Origin of the sequence: Yersinia vastinensis (genome assembly GCF_044905075.1) — a bacterium.
In the GTDB taxonomy this organism is placed as follows: Bacteria; Pseudomonadota; Gammaproteobacteria; order Enterobacterales; family Enterobacteriaceae; genus Yersinia; species Yersinia vastinensis.
The window spans coordinates 4269791-4287429 of record NZ_CP173260.1 but is presented as its reverse complement, the minus strand read 5'-3'; the positions used below and the strand labels follow the sequence as shown (position 1 = coordinate 4287429).

Here is a 17639-nt window from a genome sequence, read left to right as displayed (position 1 = left end):
TATGAAAATAGTCATCGCTCCGGACTCTTATAAAGAAAGTTTATCCGCGTTGGACGTTGCGGTGCAGATTGAAGCGGGTTTTCGTACCCAGTTTCCTGATGCGCAATATATCAAATTGCCAGTTGCTGATGGTGGCGAAGGCACAGTAGAAGCCATGGTTGCCGCCACCGCCGGGCGAATTATTAAGGTTAATGTGACCGGCCCGCTAGGGGAGGAAGTCGACGCCTTTTACGGGATTTCCGGTGATGAAAAATCTGCATTTATTGAAATGGCGGCAGCCAGTGGACTCGAATTAGTCCCTCCTGAATTACGTAACCCGCTGAAAACCACCTCTTTTGGCACGGGTGAACTGATTTGTCATGCGCTGGATCAGGGCGTGAAACATATCATTATCGGTATCGGTGGCAGCGCGACCAATGATGGTGGCGCGGGGATGGTACAGGCACTGGGCGTCAAATTATTAGATAAACACAGCAAGCAGATTGGTTTTGGCGGTGGGAAGCTGCCTGAACTGGATTCAATTGATATTTCCGGGTTAGATCCTCGTATTAAACAGTGCCAAATCGACGTTGCCTGTGATGTCACTAATCCACTGACCGGTAGCGAAGGTGCTTCGGCCATTTTCGGGCGGCAGAAAGGGGCAACTCCGGAGATGGTGACCCAACTGGATGAAGGATTGCTGCATTACGCCAGTGTCATTAAACGCCATCTGGATATCGATGTTGATCAGGTCGAAGGTGCCGGAGCTGCGGGGGGGTTAGGCGCAGCACTACTGGCTTTTTGTGGTGCAACCTTAAGCCCTGGGATTGATATTGTAACTGATGCACTGGGCCTGGATGCATTAGTCCGTGATGCCACTTTTGTGATTACGGGTGAAGGGCGGATTGATAGCCAAACCATTCACGGCAAAGTGCCTATCGGTGTTGCCAGAGTAGCCAAACGCTATAACAAACCAGTGATTGGCATTGCAGGTAGCCTGACGGCCGATGCGGATGTGGTGTATGAACATGGTTTGGATGCGGTATTTAGTGTGATTTACAGCATCTGCACCTTAGAACAGGCGCTGGATAATGCTGCAGGCAATGTGTTCATGACGGCGCGCAATATTGCTGCCACATTGGCCATTGGTATAGCGGCTGGTCAATCATAGTTTTTATCTATAATCGTCATTTCTCCATCAGGGCTGACATTCGCTGGCCCTGATTTTTTAGTCAATGAAGCCCGTGAGTTATCACTCTTTTCTCCGCTATTCCCATCCTATTTTGTTATTTTTGTGAGCTTTACCTCAACTCTCTCTCTTCAGCTTTAAAATTAGGCAGTTGTCCAATGTAATCCCACCACAGACCACATATGCTGGTGCATTAGCCTAAACTGAGGTCTCACGCATGAGTGTCTATAATCTTGACCCCCGGCTAGCCCAGGATATTGTTACCCGTACCATGAAGATCATTGATACCAACATTAATGTGATGGATGGCAAAGGGCGGATTATTGGTAGCGGCGATGAAGAACGCCTCGGAGAGCTACATGAGGGGGCGCTGCTGTCGCTATCTCATGGCCGAATTGTCGACATTGATGAGGCTGTCGCACGTCAATTGCACGGGGTAAAGCCCGGAATCAACCTACCATTACGCCTTGAGGGGGAGATTGTTGGTGTGATTGGCCTAACTGGAAATCCGGGCCAACTCCGCCAATATGGTGAACTGGTGTGCATGGCGGCAGAAATGATGATGGAGCAGGCGCGTTTGGTGCACCTGCTGGCGCAGGATAGCCGCTTGCGCGAAGAGCTGGTATTAAACCTAATACGTACTGAAGAGATATCACCGGCGCTGATTGAATGGGCGCAGCGCCTTGGGGTCGATATCAACGAACCTCGCGTTGTGGCTGTGGTGGATGTCGACAGTGGCCAGTTAAGTGTCGATAGCGCCATGTCGGAATTACAAGAGCTGCAAACCCTACTGACTACTCCAGAGCGTAACAATCTGATTGCGATTGTTTCTTTGACCGAAATGGTGGTGCTGAAACCGGCGCTAAACAGCCATGGTCGCTGGGACGCCGTCGATCACCGGCGGCGCATGGAGTCACTGCTTTCACGCATGACAGAGCGGGGTCGCTTACGAGTGCGCCTCTCGCTGGGGAATTTTTTTACTGGCCCCGGCAGTATTGCACGTTCCTATCGTACTGCTCGTACCACGATGGCGGTGGGCAAACAGCGAATGCCGGAGCTGCGCAGTTACTATTATCAGGATCTGGTTTTACCGGTTTTGCTTGATAGTTTACGGGGCGGGTGGCAAGCCAACGAACTGGCCCTGCCATTAGCCAAATTGCGGGCGATGGACAGCAACGGTTTGCTGCGTCGCACCCTAGCTTGTTGGTTCCGCAATAATGTGCAACCGACGGCGACGGCTAAGGCACTGTTTATTCACCGTAACACGTTGGAATATCGGCTGAATCGAATTTCAGAACTGACAGGGTTGGATTTGGGAAACTTTGATGATCGCTTATTGCTGTACGTGGCGTTGCAGTTAGGTGAGCAGGAATAGTCAAAGAAATAGGCCGGTCAATCGACCGGCCGATGATGAAACGGAGTGACTCAGGTCACAGGGGCTGGGTTAAACACCGCCAGAGCATTGCGTAGCCCCCATTGATCAGACCATGTGCGCTTACGGTCGCTGGCAATATCCAAAATAAATTCAAATAATTGCTGGCCGACGTCTTCGATAGTGGCATCACCGGTGGCAATGGTTCCAGCATCGATATCCATCAAATCATGCCAGCGGTTCGCCAAATCTGTGCGGGTTGCCATCTTGATGACGGGGACCGCCGCCAAGCCATAAGGTGTACCGCGCCCGGTCGTAAAGACTTGTACAGTAATGCCAGAGGCCAGTTGTTGAGTGCCACAAACAAAATCGCTGGCCGGTGTTGCGGCAAAAATTAACCCACGCTTGGTTGGGCGCTGCCCCGGCGAAAGCACTTCAACAATGGCACTACGGCCTGATTTGGCAATCGAGCCGAGGGCTTTTTCAACCACATTAGCCAGACCGCCTTTTTTGTTGCCGGGAGAAGGGTTAGCACTGCGGTCTGTTTTGCCCGTTTCGAGATAATCATCGTACCATTTCATCTCTTCCAACAACCTTCTGCCCACATCTTCATCCATCGCCCGAGGGGTTAACAGATGGATGGCATCGCGCACTTCAGTGACTTCTGAGAACATCACTGTCGCGCCACAACGCACCAGTAAGTCAGAAGCATAGCCCACGGCGGGGTTGGCTGTTACACCAGAGAAAGCATCGCTACCGCCACATTGCATTCCTACCACCAATTCAGAAGCCGGGCAGGTTTCACGTTGGCGCATATTCAGGCGTTGTAAGTGTTTTTCAGCCACTTGCAAAATATCTTCAACCATTGAGCGGAAGCCAACGTGTTTCTCATCCTGCAAACGCACAATATTGCTTTCATCCAGAGAGATAACTTGCACGTCTGGAGTGCCTTCCAGCAGTCGTTCTGGTTGGAGTTTTTCACAACCCAGGCCGACTACCATGACTTCTCCGCCAAAATTGGGGTTAAGGGCCAGATTATGGAGGGTACGGATGGGCACCACTGCTGCCGGTGCATTGATTGCCACCCCACAGCCATATAAGTGATTCAGCGCGACCACACCGTCAACATTGGGGTATTTGGGTAGCAGAGTACGTTCAATAATATTGACCACATAATCCACCACACCGGCCACACAATGTACGCTGGTGGTAATCGCGAGTAGATTTTTAGTGCCGACACTGCCGTCAGTATTGCGATAGCCCTCGAAGGTGTAACCCTCTAACGGGGGCAGTGGCGCAGGCACCGCAGTGGCTAGAGGGAGCGTTTCCAGTGCAGGGGCTGCGGGTAGCTCGACCAGTGATTCATCAATCCAACTGCCACGGGCAATGTCCCGCATCGCCAGACCAATCACTTCCGCATAGCGAATGATTGCTCCGCCTTTAGGGATATCGACTAATGCAACTTTATGCCCTTGTGGCACATGCTCAATAAGTTCAAGACCGCATTTAAACCGGGTGCCAGCGCAAAGCCCATTATTATTAACCACAATGGCAACGTTATCTGCATCCTGCACTTTAATATAAAGCGGGTTTTCTACAGGACTATGACTCATGCTCATAATATTACCCTTATAATATTTATCTTATATTCTAAACAACAAGTGCCCCACGAGAGGCACCTGTTTTGGGTCTATCAAGAAGTTTTCAATTCCAAGCGTTTGATATCGCCGACGACAAATAAGTAGCAGAACATCGCCATAATGGCCGAGCAACCGACAAAGATTAACGCTGCATTAAATGAATGTAACTCTTTCACCAAGTAGCCGATGACCAGTGGCGTAACGATGGAGGCAACGTTACCAAAGACGTTAAATAAGCCACCGCACAGACCGACAATTTCTTTGGGTGCAGTATCGGCAATGACGGGCCAACCCAAGGCACCAAAGCCTTTACCGAAGAAGGCTAATGCCATCAGTGCGACGACCACAAAGTCACTGTCTACGTAGTTACACAGAATAATACTTGATGCCAATAGCATGCCTAACACGATAGGTACTTTACGTGCAAAAGTCAGTGAATGACCACGTTTGATTAATGAGTCAGAGAATACGCCGCCTAACACACCGCCAGCAAAACCACACAGTGCTGGAATAGAGGCCACCATACCCACTTTTAAAATCGACATCCCTTTATCTTGTACTAAATAAATCGGGAACCAAGTTAGGAAGAACCAGGTAATGGTATTAATGAAGTATTGACCGAAAAAGACGCCCAGCATCATTCGGCTAGCTAACAGTTGCTTAAGATAATCTAATTTAGGGCCGTTTTTATGACCATCTGGTTTCTTATGGTCCATATCAACAACGGCACCGCCTTGTTTAATGTATTCAAGTTCAGATGCAGACATATCGGGATGATCAGTCGGGTTATGAATAAATTTAACCCAAGCTATGGTTAAGACGAAACCGAGTCCACCCATCACGGTAAATACATGCTGCCAGCCCCAGGCAAAGGTTAAATAGCCTAATAATGGAGAGAAGATTGCCAGCGAGAAGTATTGTGCCGAGTTAAAGATTGCCGATGCAGTTCCCCTTTCTTTGGTTGGGAACCAGGCGGCGACAATTCTGGCGTTAGCAGGGAAGGACGGAGCCTCAGAGAAACCTAACATAAAGCGCATGATAAACATGGAGATAGCAGCATAAGCTACCGGGAACATGTCAACAAAGCCTTGTGTAAAGGTAAAGAGAGACCAGAAAAACAAGCTATAGGTATAAACACGTTTGGAGCCGTAGCGGTCAAGTAACCAGCCACCAGGTATTTGCATTAATAGATATGCCCAGCCAAAAGCTGAGAAAATATATCCCATTGCAACAGCATCTAATTCCAAGGCTTTTGCAACTTCAGTACCCGCAATTGACAATGTTGCCCGGTCAGCATAGTTAATTGCCGTTACAATAAAGATAATTAATAATATGATATATCGGACGTGGGTCCGTTTTTCAGGGACAGCGGCTTCCAGACTCATTTTTATACCCTCTATAAATCATTTTTTAGGTTGCCGCATTTAAATTCTCGATGAATAAAATGCAATAACCTATTTTTTATTTGGTGTTATATAAATACAAAAGTTAATTCTCATAAATGTCTTTGTTAGCGCTGTATCCATTATATGGAGAGGGATAATAAATCGCATTGTGCATCGGCCCAAAAAAGTGGGGGTAAATTATTTAATTGTTGTGTCGCTGTACAGAGAAGTGGGGCTGTCATCACAAATACCCAGTATCTTTGCTGTTTAGCCCGATAGCATTACAGCCTTGCTGCAACCCCCATTACCTTGGTTTTTTTTAATGAAATCTTGTCGGGGTTTAATATTAAAGTGATCTGGATCAATCAAGTGTCGAATGATTTTATCGTTTAAATAAACGTCCAGTTAGCATGGCACAAATGAATATTCTTTATTATTAAGATTAATAGGGATAATTCCCTATGCTTAATCGATTCTTCCCACAGGTCATTACTGTATGGCTGTGCATTTGCCAATTTAATTAGCCAGAAATATCAGCAAAAGCACAATTTTTTTGCATTAAAAATTAATTGTAATAATAAAGTATTATAGCCACTATGTTTATAAGGTTAATGAATTTGTAGAGTTGTAAAGGGTTGTTGAAAATAATAATTACTTATCTGGCAATGATATGACTTATGGGAAGAAATAAGATGAATCCATTTATTGTTGCGGACGCTGAAAGCTGTATTGGTTGTCGCAGCTGTGAAGTAGCTTGTGTCGTAGCACATCATGAAGGCCATTTCCCGGATAAACCGGAATACTTCACTCCGCGGGTTAAAGTATTTAAAGGGAATCAAGTTTTTAAAGATAACTACAGCGCCACAGCGGTTTTTTGTCATCACTGTGAAGATGCGCCTTGCGCCAGCACCTGCCCCAATGGGGCTATTGTTGAAATAAATAATAGTGTCCAAGTCATTCAGGAGAAATGCATTGGTTGTAAAACCTGCATGATTGCCTGCCCATTTGGCATGATGACTGTTGTGACTGAAACCGTTCAACCCGCCAGCCATCGTTTGGCAGATGCCTATCAACGTACTGAAGCGCAAAAATGTGACTTATGTATTAACCAACCTGATGGCCCCGCGTGTATCAAAACGTGCCCAACTCAAGCACTGACGTTGGTTGATCAGAATTACTTACTGAATCAGCAGCGCCAGAAGCGCCAGCGCACGGCATTGAATGAGCATAATGGCCGTTTGTTTGGCACTGCCTCAGGTGCTGGTGCGACTCACTCTTTTAGCCCGTTAAGCAAGAATATCCGTGATGCGGCTCCTGTTAACTTATTACTGCGGCCACGAACACCACGGCGCGAGGCGAAAAAAATTCCACTTGAGGAGCGTAAGAACAGTTTCGCCGAGATCTATTTACCCTTTACCGAAGGCCAAATTCTTGAACAGGCAGAGCGCTGCCTTAATTGTGGTGATAAGACTATCTGTCAGTGGACTTGCCCACTGCATAACGCCATTCCGAAATGGATCGCTTTGGCGCATCAAGGGCGTATTCATGAGGCGGCGGAGCTGTCACATCAAACCAGCAGTTTGCCGGAGATCTGTGGCCGGGTATGCCCGCAAGATCGCTTATGTGAACAGGCTTGTACCTTGAATGACCACGATGGTGCAGTCACCATCGGCCAAATTGAACGGCATATCACTGAAACGGCACTGGCAACAGGCTGGCGACCCGATATGTCCGGCGTTAAGTCGACAGGTAAGCGCGTTGCCATTATCGGCGCAGGGCCTGCGGGATTGGGCTGTGCGGATATTTTGGTTAGAAACGGCATTACGCCAGTGGTATTCGATCGTTATCCCGAAATTGGGGGCTTGCTGACCTTTGGCATTCCGGCGTTCAAATTGGAAAAAGGCGTGATGACCCGGCGGCGTGAGATCTTTAGTGAGATGGGCGTTGAGTTTTGCCTGAATACCGAAATTGGTCGTGATATCACGATGGAGAGCCTGCTCAGTGAGTTTGATGCACTGTTCTTAGGGGTGGGGACGTACCGTTCGATGCGCTCCGGGTTGGAAAATGAAGATGCCACCGGCGTTTTTGATGCTTTGCCATTCTTGATTGGTAATACCCAACATCTGATGGGATATAGCGCCAGTGGTGCTCACCCGTATGTCAGCATGGAAAACCAGCGAGTGGTGGTATTAGGTGGTGGTGATACCGCGATGGACTGTGTGCGTACCTCATTGCGTCATGGTGCTGCCAATGTGATTTGTGCATATCGCCGTGATGAAAAGAACATGCCCGGCTCCAAACGCGAAGTTAAAAATGCGCGTGAGGAAGGGGCTGAATTTATGTTTAACCTTCAACCGCAACGGATTGAAGTGGATGAGCAAGGGCAGGTGACTGGCATCAAAATGGTACGAACTGAAATGGGGCAGGCCGATGCTAAAGGGCGGCGGCAGGCGCGGCCTATTCCCGGTTCTGAACACATTATTCCCGCCGATGCTGTGATCATGGCCTTTGGTTTTAGCCCGCATCGGATGTCGTGGTTAGCTGAACACAATGTGGTGCTGGATAAGCAGGGGCGGGTAGTTGCACCGACTATTTCCGGTTATCCGTATCAAACCAGCAACCCCAAGATCTTTGCCGGTGGTGACATCGTGCGTGGTGCCGACTTGATTGTCACCGCGATTGCCGAGGGGCGCAAAGCGGCCGAAAGCATTGCTTATTATCTTGATGTTTTATAACGCCAGCGGCCAGGAGAAAAGATGAACCGATTTGTTATCGCTGATATGACTCAGTGTATTGGTTGCCGCACCTGCGAAATCGCCTGTGTGGTAGCACACAGCACAGATAATAAGGCCAGCAGTATAACGGCGGATCAATTTCATCCGCGTCTGAGTGTGATGAAAAGTTTCGCAGTGAGTACACCAATCCTCTGTCATCAATGTGAGGATGCGCCTTGCGAGAATTCTTGCCCAAATGGCGCAATTGTGACCGGTGCCGATGGGGTACAAGTGATGGCATCACGTTGTATTGGTTGCAAAACCTGCATGTTGGTCTGCCCGTTTGGGGCGATGAACATGGTTGAACAAGTTAGTCATAACGCGACGGTGAGTGCCCAAGCGCATAAATGCGATTTATGCCATACGCGTGAAGCTGGCCCGGCCTGCATAGAGGTCTGCCCAACGAACGCATTGAAACTGGTGACGCCAATGGCGTTGGAAACGCTACAGCGGGACAGACAACTGCGCGCTGCTCGTGGTGCTGTACCGGGCATTGCTCGGTAATGTCTGCGGTTATAAGGATAAAAAAATGGAAAAGATCCTCACTGTCTGCCCCTATTGTGGTTCTGGATGCAAATTAAATTTATTGGTGGAAGACGGCGAAATCGTCGGTGCACAGCCGGCCAATGGCGTCACCAACCAAGGGGAATTGTGCCTGAAGGGCTATTATGGTTGGGATTTTCTCAATGATACCCGCCTATTAACTCCACGGTTGACGGCCCCCTTATTACGGCGCCAGCGGGGTGAGGCGTTTGAACGTGTGAGCTGGCAAGAAGCCATTACATTTATCACCACCAAACTCAAAGCCATCAAAAAACGCCACGGACCGGATGCCATCATGATGACCGGTTCTTCTCGGGGGCCGGGTAATGAGGCCAATTATGTGATGCAAAAATTTGCCCGAGCCGCGATTGGTACAAACAATATCGACTGCTGCGCCCGCTTATGTCATGGCCCTTCGGTAGCCGGTTTACAGCAAACGCTGGGCAATGGCGCGATGAGCAATTCCATCGGTGAACTTGAAAATACCGATTGCATCTTGGTATTTGGCTATAACGCTGCGGATTCCCATCCGATCGTCGCCAGACGCATTATCAAAGCCAAAAATAAAGGGGCCAAACTGATCGTCTGCGATCCTCGGCATATTGAAACTGCGCGCATTGCTGATCAATGGCTGGCGTTGAAAAATGGCGCAAATATGGCGCTGGTGAATGCGTTCATTTATGTACTGATTGAAGAAAAACTCTATGACGATCATTATGTGCGCACGCACACCCGTGGCTTTGATGAACTGAAAGCGGGAATTGCAGATTACCGCCCGGAAGATATTGAGCATATTACCGGTCTGCCTGCGCAAGCGGTGCGTCAGGCGATGCGAACTTATGCTACAGCTCCGGCAGCAACGATTTTGTGGGGGATGGGTGTCACTCAATGGGGGCAAGCGGTAGACGTCGTGAAAGGGTTGTCTTCGCTAGCACTGCTAACGGGTAATCTTGGGCGGCCTAATGTCGGCGTCGGGCCGGTTCGCGGCCAGAATAATGTGCAGGGCGCTTGTGATATGGGTGTATTGCCCAACACTTTCCCCGGCTATGAAAAAGTGACAGATCCAGAGGCCAGAGGCCGTTTTGCCGCAGCCTGGGGTGTCTCTGAACTGCCTGCACAGGTGGGATTCTCGATTACTGATGTGCCGCATAAAGTCGCAGAAGGAAAACTCAAAGCCTATTACGTATTTGGCGAGGATCCTATCCAGACCGAGCCAGAATTAGCCGCAATGCGTACGGCGTTTGAGGCGCTGGAACTGGTGGTGGTGCAGGATATTTTTATGACGAAGACCGCTGAATTGGCCGATGTGGTGCTTCCAGCCACCTCTTGGGGTGAGCATGAGGGGGTTTATACCAGCGCCGATCGCGGTTTCCAGCACTTTAATAAAGCCATTGAGCCAAAGGGCGACGTGAAGCCCGATTGGGAAATTATCAGCCTAATGTCCACGGCAATGGGTTACCCGATGGCCTACCAAAATACTCAGCAAATCTGGGATGAAATGCGCGGCTTATGCCCGCCATTTTATGGGGCAACCTATGAAAAAATGGCAGGGCTAGGGTATGTGCAATGGCCTTGCCCCACCGAAGATCATCCCGGTACTCCTTACCTTTATACCGGCAATCAATTTGCCACCGAGGATGGCAAAGGTTTACTCAGTTGTGCACCGTGGCAGCCGCCTCATGAGCAAACTAACCGTGATTATCCACTGGCACTTTGTACTGTGCGAGAGGTGGGACACTACAGCTGCCGCTCAATGACCGGTAACTGTGCAACACTGAAAATCCTGGCGGATGAACCGGGTTATGTGCAAATTCACCCAGAAGATGCCAATGAGCTAGGGGTTATCGATCAACAACTTATCTGGATTTCTTCGCGACGGGGTAAAGTGATTGCTCGCGCCAGTGTTACCGAGCGAGCTAACCGTGGTGCGGTGTATATGACGTATCAGTGGTGGATTGGGGCCTGTAATGAACTGACGGTGGACCATGTTGATCCGGTGTCAAAAACACCGGAATTCAAGCATTGTGCGGTCAAAGTGGAAGCCATTAGCGATCAACGTGCAGCAGAACAATATGTTGAACAACAATATAATCAGCTAAAAAAACGGCTGTCAGATGCTGCTGTTGAGTAACCCACTGCCACTCATCGCGGTAAATCACGATAGATTTACCGCGCCTTATTTTGTAAATGTTGCAAAAACTCGCTGGCATTCATAAAGCCGGTCACTCTGGCATCGTTCACTTCATTACCCTGTGCATCAAAAAACAGAATGGTCGGCAAGCCCAACACATTTAATGATTTTAGCAGTGCTGCATGTTCCGCACTGTTAGCCGTTACATCCGCTTGTAGTAATACGGTATTGGCTAATTGGCGTTGAACCTGTTCATCGCTGAAAGTGTATTTCTCAAACTCTTTGCAGGCTACACACCAATCAGCGTATAGATCTAACATCACCGGCTTACCCTGCGCTTGGGCTAATGCCGCTTGCAATTGTGGTAAGTCAGCCACTGGCTTAAAGGCTAAATGCTTAACTTCACTCTGTTGTGTGGTACTGCCAAAAGCCCAATCTTGTAGTGGGCGGGCGGCAATTAGCAAGGCGGCCAGCAGCAATAATTGGCAGGCTCGCGCCCAACCGGAGTGCGCTTTTAGACTTAATACAAATGCCCAGCCGAAGAAAGCAATCGCCAGCAAACTCCATAAACGTAAACCCCAGACATCACCTAACACTCTTTCTAGCAAGAACACCGGCAGTGCCAGAATAACAAAACCAAAAGCTTCTTTGACGTACTGCATCCATGGGCCACTGCGTGGCAGAAGTTTATTGCCGAATAACGTCACAATGACCAATGGGATCCCCATCCCTAAGGCATATAAATATAAAGTACCACCGCCAGCCAACATGTTACCGCTTTGGGCGATATAGAGCAGAATGGCACTGAGTGGCGCAGTGGTGCAGGGCGAACAAATTAGCCCCGCCAGTGCACCCATGGCAAAGACACCGGCCAGTGATCCCCCGCGTTGGCTGCTGCTCCACTGCACTAGCCGGGTTTGTAGTGACGAAGGTAATTGCAGCGAATACAGGCCGAACATGGATAATGCCAACAATGCAAACAGTGCCGACAGCCCAATCAGTACATAAGGATGTTGTAATGCTGCCTGAAACTGTAAGCCAGCTGCTGCAACCACCAAGCCAAGTAGGGTGTAGGTCAGCGCCATTCCTTGCACATAGACCACGGCCAGCAGCAATATTCGCCGCTGACTATGTGGTTTTTCTCGGCCAAGAATGATGGCTGAAATCAGCGGATACATTGGCAATACACAAGGAGTAAAGGCAATGCCGATACCAATCAGGAGCGCCCATAGTGGAGAGAACGGCAACTCCGCAGGTGTTGGGGGCGAATTATTGGCTACAGAAGACGCCGCTTCTATGCCTGCGGCCACGGATGAACCGGCAGCCACCGCAGAGAGCGGCACCACTCGGGTTTCTGGCGGATAACAGAATCCAGCCTCAGCACACCCCTGATAGGTCACACTGACACTGGCTTGCTCGCCGGCCTGCATAATTGGGATTTTCAGTGTGAGTTGTTGCTTGAAAATCGCGACTTCACCATAGAATTCATCATGATGTGCAATGCCTTCCGGCAGTGTCAGTGCGCCAAGCGTGGCATTATGCGGCACAATTTTGATTTGCTGGCGATACAGATAATAGTCGGGATGAATCTGCCAGCTTAGGGTGAGCTGGTCACTTTGCTGGCGAAAATCAAAAGCAAACGCCTGATCAACAGGGATAAACCGGTTCTGGCTACTTTTCTGGCCAAAAGAGGCGTTTTCACCAAACAGTGAAGCCTGTGCGCTGTGCGGCGCAAGTAAAACGCTGCACAGCAGCAGAATCAGAGTAATGAAGCGTTGAGCCATGACAGGTAATCTTTATCTCCGTCCCGTACCGGCAGCACCAACAATTCGGGTGTCTGGTAGGGGTGATGTTGTTTGATATAGCTGAGAAGCGCCTGCTGGTGGCCCGTATTGCTTTTGAACAATAACTGGACTTCATACTCTTGCTGGAGCTTACCTTCCCAGGCGTAAATCGAGGTCGCGCCCGGCAGCAAGGTGGCACAAGCGGCCAATTTCTCACCCACAACCTTCGCGGCTAAATCCTGTGCGCTGGCTTCATCTGGGGCGGTGCACAATACCACAATTGCATCACAATCAGACATGTTCACCTCGGGTTCATGACAAGAAAACAGGGAATAATAAGAAAATACTATAGCGCGAAGCGGGGGTGGGTCAGAAGATGATTTATGTAACGATGAGATATAGCTGAGGAAATGGGGCGCGTGGTGCGCCCCATCATTCAAACGATTACAGAACCAGACCGCCCATGACAAAGCCGAAACAGACGGCCAGTGCTACCCCGATGGTGCCAGGGATGAAGAACGGATGGTTGAACACGAAGCGACCAATGCGAGTGGTGCCGGTGTCGTCCATTTGTACTGCCGCAACCAGTGTTGGGTAAGTCGGCAGAATGAACAGACCAGAAACCGCTGCGAAAGAAGCAATCGCTGCCAGTGGTGAAACGTTCAGAGCCATTGCCATTGGCATCAATGCCTTAGCAGTTGCTGCCTGAGAGTAAAGCAGTGCTGAACAGAAGAAGAAGATAACAGCCAGTAACCATGAGTGAGTCTGAATCAGGCTACCCGCAGTTTCTTTAATCCATTCCAGATTGTGCTGCACAAAAGTATCACCCAACCAAGCAACACCGAGGATACAGATACAAGCACTCATACCGGCTTTAAATGTACTGGAATTCAGGATTGAGTCAGTTTCAACTGAACACACCATGGTGGTGATGGTCGCCACACTCAGCATGATAATCAGGATGGCATTGGTGGTATTCATCAGTGGTGTTGCCACTAAACCGACACTTGGGCTGTTGATAATGGCATACGCCACAACACACAATACGCCCGCCAGGAACAACAACACTGAGGCTTTAGCGCGTGGTTTAATCACTTTTACCGTGTCGCCACGCAGTGTTACTAAGCCTTCTTCCAAACGTTTCAAATAAACAGGGTCATCGGAAAGTTTGGAGTTAAAGCACCAGGAAACGATCAATGACATCACAAACACCGCAAGCAGGGTGGATGGGATAACAATCATCAGTAAATGTAAGTAGCTGACGCCGTGGCCTTCCATGACGGAAGACATGTAAACGACTGCCGCCGAAATAGGTGAGGCGGTGATAGCAATCTGTGCGGAGACAACGGCGGTAGACAGTGGGCGGCAAGGTTTGATGCCTTGTTCTTTCGCCACTTCTGCAATCACCGGCAGGGCTGACAGAGAAATGTTACCTGTCCCGGCGAAGATGGTCAGAAAATAGGTGACCAGTGGGGCAAGGATGGTGATGTGTTTTGGATTCTTACGCAGCAATTTTTCAGTTTGTTGCACCAGATAATCCATACCACCGGCGACCTGCATTGCAGAGATTGCGGCAATAACGGCCATGATGATTGAAATAACATCAAAGGGAATGCTGCCCGGTTTGACGCCAATAATCGCCAACACCAAAACACCAATCCCACCCGCAAATCCGATACCGATACCGCCCAACCTGGCCCCTAAAAAAATGGCCAGCAGAACGATGACTAATTCTACGGCTATCATAGTATTTACTCCTTGTTTTAATTGGAAACTATTTGTTTTTATTTGAAAACTAAAAGTTACATAGTTGTGTTTACTAGAAAGTAAAAAGGCACGCTGTCCAGAGGAGCATGCGTGCCTTGTAGGCTACCGGATGATTATTCTATTGTTCATTTTCATCGGTATAACGTTTCGCCTTATAGGCAGGATGCATCAGGTTCTCGACAGAGAAAATATCGTCCAACTCAGCTTCGGTTAATAAGCCGCGTTCCAGAACCACTTCCCGCACATTCTTGCCGGTTTCAGCACAAATCTTACCCACGATATCACCGTTATGGTGACCAATGAATGGGTTGAGATAGGTGACGATACCGATAGAGTTAAAGACGTAACGTTCGCAGACCTCTTTGTTGGCAGTAATGCCATTGATGCATTTTTCCAACAGGTTATAGCAAGCATTTGTCAGGATATGAATGGATTCAAACATAGCCTGGCCAATCACTGGCTCCATGACGTTCAACTGGAGCTGGCCTGCTTCGGCCGCCATAGTAATGCAAGTGTCGTTACCGATCACCTTAAAACAAACCTGATTAACAACTTCAGGAATCACCGGGTTGACTTTGGCTGGCATGATAGAAGAACCGGCCTGCAATTCTGGCAGATTGATTTCATTCAGACCCGTACGCGGGCCAGAAGAGAGCAAACGTAAGTCATTACAGATTTTTGACATCTTAACGGCCAGACGTTTCAGGGCACTGTGCACCATCACGTAAGCACCGCAGTCAGACGTCGCTTCAATCAAGTCTTCTGCTGGCACACATGCCAACCCACTGATTTCCGCTAGTTTTTGTACCGCCAGTTGCTGATAACCTTCAGGCGTGTTCAAGGCAGTACCGATAGCCGTTGCACCTAGGTTAACTTCCAACAGTAATTCTGCGGTACGTTGCAGGTTTTTGGTTTCTTCGTTTAACAATACCTGGAAAGCACGGAACTCCTGCCCTAGTGTCATTGGAACGGCATCCTGTAACTGGGTACGGCCCATTTTCAGAATTTTTTCGAATTCTTTGGATTTTCTACCAAAACCTTCGCCCAGTTCATTGATCGCGTCGATCAATTTCATGATAGAGGCGTAGACCGCAATGCGGAAGCCGGTTGGGTAGGCATCGTTGGTGGATTGGCACTTGTTCAGATGGTCGTTAGGATTAAGGTATTGATATTCCCCCTTCTGGTGCCCCATCAGTTCCAGACCGATATTGGCCAGAACTTCGTTGGTATTCATGTTTAAAGAGGTACCGGCGCCGCCTTGGAATACGTCAACCGGGAACTGATCCATGCATTTGCCTTTATCCAGAACTTCATCACATGCCTGAATAATGATGTCAGCAATTTTGCGTGGGATGGTGTGTAGCTCTTTGTTCGCCATTGCCGCCGCTTTTTTTACCATAACCATGCCGCGTACAAATTCGGGAACATCACTGATTTTGCTGTTACTTATATAGAAGTTTTCAATCGCACGCAGGGTATGAACACCGTAGTAAGCCTCTGCGGGGACTTCTCGTGTACCTAACAGGTCTTCTTCAATACGAATGTTATTTGACATGAGAACCTTCTCTAATGTGCTGTCTTGTTTTGTATTTGTTAACTAAATTATGCCGCCGTGGACAACATGATGCCGCCATGAACTTTTAATGCGGAAAGATTAACCATTCATCATGTTGCTAACAGGATCATATGCTGCTTAACGATAAAAAGCCTTGAACTAGGATCACTATATGGTCGGAATTAATTGAGATGATCTGATATCTGTGATTTCTCTCACAGTTGCACGCAGAAGTAATAAAAATGCACCCTCAGCTTGAAAAACGATGCTACCACCACCACTTTAAGAGGGTCGACCCACGTCGAAGAGGGGAGCTGACGCTAAAATCCCTATATAAAGGGAAAAAACCGAGTCAGCGCCAGTCGGGTCAAGGTTTTCATGGTATCTGTCAGGCAGGTTTAATCTGATGAGGGATGCTGAATGATGAGAATAAGGAGAATGCGGTGCGTTGGTTACCGTTAGCGCTAATATTTTTATTGGCGTATATAGAAATATCGATATTTATCAAGGTTGCAGCCGTATTGGGTGTGTTGGTTACCCTGCTGCTGGTGATCCTGAGTTCCTGCGTGGGGATCTCTCTGGTGCGCAATCAGGGGATAAAAACCTTTATGCAGATGCAGCAAAAACTGGCTGCGGGTGAAAGCCCTGCAGCAGAAATGGTCAAGAGTGTATCGCTAGTTTTGGTGGGCTTCTTGCTGTTGATCCCAGGCTTCTTTACTGACTTCCTTGGTTTGTTACTGCTTTTACCCCCCATCCAGAAATCATTAACACTGAAGTTGATGCCACATCTGAACATTTATCGTGGTGGTTTTAGTGCTGGTAGTGGCCCTATGGGGGGCGGAAATACCTTCGATGGTGAGTTTCAGCGTAAAGCTGATGACAGCTTCATCGTAGAACATCGTCCGGATGAGGATGATAAACCGACAGATAATCGCTTTAAAGATGATAAGTAAACGGATGGTTCTTTCTAATGACCTGTTTACTCATCATAAAATTGTAAAATAAATCACAGTGTTTTCTTTTCACTGTGGGCGGTGGGGGCGCAAAAACACCCCTTTTCGGGCGAGAAAAAAATGAATTTTTTTTTGTCGTCTCCCTTGAAGGGATAAGAAGCCGCCCCCATTAAGGAAGGCACGGTATCGGTTATGAAGGCATGCCGATATTAATCCTAAATCTGATACGGACCTTCTCATAGGAGAGCTATCAATGAAAATTCGTCCATTGCATGACCGCGTTATCGTCAAGCGCAAAGAAGTTGAATCCAAGTCTGCTGGCGGCATCGTTCTGACTGGCACTGCAGCGGGTAAATCTACCCGTGGCGAAGTTCTGGCTGTCGGCAATGGTCGCATCCTGGATAACGGTGAAGTTAAGCCGTTGGATGTGAAAGTTGGCGACGTCGTTATTTTCAACGATGGTTACGGCGTGAAGTCAGAGAAGATCGACCATGAAGAAGTGTTGATCATGTCCGAAAGCGACATTCTGGCAATTGTTGAAGCGTAATCACGCTCTCTAATCTTCTG

General features: G+C 48.5%; 13 protein-coding genes. 7 read left to right on the top strand and 6 right to left on the bottom strand.

Translation table 11 applies throughout. From position 1 onward, the window contains the following. Position 1 precedes the first annotated feature (1 nt). Positions 2 to 1150 (top strand): glycerate kinase, encoded by a 1149-nt coding sequence (locus ACIOG0_RS19805; RefSeq protein WP_050099730.1) that lies wholly within the window; start codon positions 2 to 4, stop codon positions 1148 to 1150. Between the two features lie 235 nt (positions 1151 to 1385). Then, a complete protein-coding gene (locus ACIOG0_RS19800) occupies positions 1386 to 2543 on the top strand; it encodes a CdaR family transcriptional regulator (protein WP_050099732.1) in 1158 nt (385 codons plus the stop codon). A gap of 50 nt (positions 2544 to 2593) precedes the next feature. Here the strand turns inward: ACIOG0_RS19800 and garD are convergent, their stop codons facing one another. Together garD and ACIOG0_RS19790 are read right to left on the bottom strand one after the other, a co-directional pair. Further along, positions 2594 to 4159: a galactarate dehydratase gene (garD, locus tag ACIOG0_RS19795; RefSeq protein ID WP_050099733.1), complete on the bottom strand. Its 1566-nt coding sequence runs from the start codon at positions 4157 to 4159 to the stop codon at positions 2594 to 2596. 74 nt (positions 4160 to 4233) lie between these two features. Further along, positions 4234 to 5565: an MFS transporter gene (locus tag ACIOG0_RS19790; protein WP_050099734.1), complete on the bottom strand. Its 1332-nt coding sequence runs from the start codon at positions 5563 to 5565 to the stop codon at positions 4234 to 4236. A 692-nt stretch (positions 5566 to 6257) separates the two neighbouring features. On the opposite strand from ACIOG0_RS19790, the gene aegA reads away from it, so the two are divergent. From aegA to fdhF, 3 genes are read left to right on the top strand one after another with little or no spacing between them, the layout of a single operon-like run. Beyond that, the gene (gene aegA / locus ACIOG0_RS19785; protein ID WP_145581847.1) at positions 6258 to 8300 is read left to right on the top strand and encodes a formate-dependent uric acid utilization protein AegA; all 2043 of its coding nucleotides are present in this window, start codon (positions 6258 to 6260) and stop codon (positions 8298 to 8300) included. 21 nt (positions 8301 to 8321) lie between these two features. Next, positions 8322 to 8843 carry a 4Fe-4S dicluster domain-containing protein gene (locus ACIOG0_RS19780; protein WP_050140935.1) on the top strand — a complete coding sequence of 174 codons (522 nt, stop codon included), beginning with the start codon at positions 8322 to 8324 and terminating at the stop codon, positions 8841 to 8843. 25 nt (positions 8844 to 8868) lie between these two features. Further along, positions 8869 to 11013 carry a formate dehydrogenase subunit alpha gene (gene fdhF, locus ACIOG0_RS19775; RefSeq protein WP_128451786.1) on the top strand — a complete coding sequence of 715 codons (2145 nt, stop codon included), beginning with the start codon at positions 8869 to 8871 and terminating at the stop codon, positions 11011 to 11013. 35 nt (positions 11014 to 11048) lie between these two features. On the opposite strand, the gene ACIOG0_RS19770 is transcribed toward fdhF, so the two are convergent. The 4 genes from ACIOG0_RS19770 to aspA all read right to left on the bottom strand — a co-directional run bounded on the left by ACIOG0_RS19770 (position 11049) and on the right by aspA (position 16119). Then, on the bottom strand, positions 11049 to 12797 hold the full coding sequence (locus ACIOG0_RS19770) for a protein-disulfide reductase DsbD (RefSeq protein ID WP_050099740.1): 1749 nt from the start codon (positions 12795 to 12797) through the stop codon (positions 11049 to 11051). Continuing rightward, complete coding sequence (gene cutA, locus ACIOG0_RS19765; protein WP_050099742.1) at positions 12773 to 13096, bottom strand: divalent cation tolerance protein CutA; 324 nt, start codon at positions 13094 to 13096, stop codon at positions 12773 to 12775. Before cutA ends, ACIOG0_RS19770 begins: the two co-directional genes overlap by 25 nt. Positions 13097 to 13241: 145 nt before the next feature. Beyond that, entirely contained in the window at positions 13242 to 14543 is a 1302-nt protein-coding gene (locus ACIOG0_RS19760; RefSeq protein ID WP_050099743.1) for an anaerobic C4-dicarboxylate transporter, read from the bottom strand. A 139-nt stretch (positions 14544 to 14682) separates the two neighbouring features. Further along, complete coding sequence (gene aspA, locus ACIOG0_RS19755) at positions 14683 to 16119, bottom strand: aspartate ammonia-lyase (protein ID WP_004706985.1); 1437 nt, start codon at positions 16117 to 16119, stop codon at positions 14683 to 14685. 443 nt (positions 16120 to 16562) lie between these two features. Between aspA and ACIOG0_RS19750 the strand changes: the two genes are divergently transcribed. Then, positions 16563 to 17072 (top strand): FxsA family protein, encoded by a 510-nt coding sequence (locus ACIOG0_RS19750; RefSeq protein WP_050100129.1) that lies wholly within the window; start codon positions 16563 to 16565, stop codon positions 17070 to 17072. Positions 17073 to 17325: 253 nt separating this feature from the next. Continuing rightward, entirely contained in the window at positions 17326 to 17619 is a 294-nt protein-coding gene (locus ACIOG0_RS19745) for a co-chaperone GroES (protein WP_004706988.1), read from the top strand. The last annotated feature ends 20 nt before the right edge of the window (positions 17620 to 17639 follow it).

What these genes read in the sequence shown, in the direction of transcription:
- ACIOG0_RS19790 (WP_050099734.1), bottom strand. Translation starts at nt 5,565, where the DNA reads ATGAGTCTGGAAGCCGCTGTCCCTGAAAAACGGACCCACGTCCGATAT.
- cutA (WP_050099742.1), bottom strand. Translation starts at nt 13,096, where the DNA reads ATGTCTGATTGTGATGCAATTGTGGTATTGTGCACCGCCCCAGATGAA.
- ACIOG0_RS19745 (WP_004706988.1), top strand. Translation starts at nt 17,326, where the DNA reads ATGAAAATTCGTCCATTGCATGACCGCGTTATCGTCAAGCGCAAAGAA.
- aspA (WP_004706985.1), bottom strand. Translation starts at nt 16,119, where the DNA reads ATGTCAAATAACATTCGTATTGAAGAAGACCTGTTAGGTACACGAGAA.
- fdhF (WP_128451786.1), top strand. Translation starts at nt 8,869, where the DNA reads ATGGAAAAGATCCTCACTGTCTGCCCCTATTGTGGTTCTGGATGCAAA.
- ACIOG0_RS19805 (WP_050099730.1), top strand. Translation starts at nt 2, where the DNA reads ATGAAAATAGTCATCGCTCCGGACTCTTATAAAGAAAGTTTATCCGCG.
- aegA (WP_145581847.1), top strand. Translation starts at nt 6,258, where the DNA reads ATGAATCCATTTATTGTTGCGGACGCTGAAAGCTGTATTGGTTGTCGC.
- ACIOG0_RS19770 (WP_050099740.1), bottom strand. Translation starts at nt 12,797, where the DNA reads ATGGCTCAACGCTTCATTACTCTGATTCTGCTGCTGTGCAGCGTTTTA.
- ACIOG0_RS19760 (WP_050099743.1), bottom strand. Translation starts at nt 14,543, where the DNA reads ATGATAGCCGTAGAATTAGTCATCGTTCTGCTGGCCATTTTTTTAGGG.
- garD (WP_050099733.1), bottom strand. Translation starts at nt 4,159, where the DNA reads ATGAGCATGAGTCATAGTCCTGTAGAAAACCCGCTTTATATTAAAGTG.
- ACIOG0_RS19800 (WP_050099732.1), top strand. Translation starts at nt 1,386, where the DNA reads ATGAGTGTCTATAATCTTGACCCCCGGCTAGCCCAGGATATTGTTACC.
- ACIOG0_RS19780 (WP_050140935.1), top strand. Translation starts at nt 8,322, where the DNA reads ATGAACCGATTTGTTATCGCTGATATGACTCAGTGTATTGGTTGCCGC.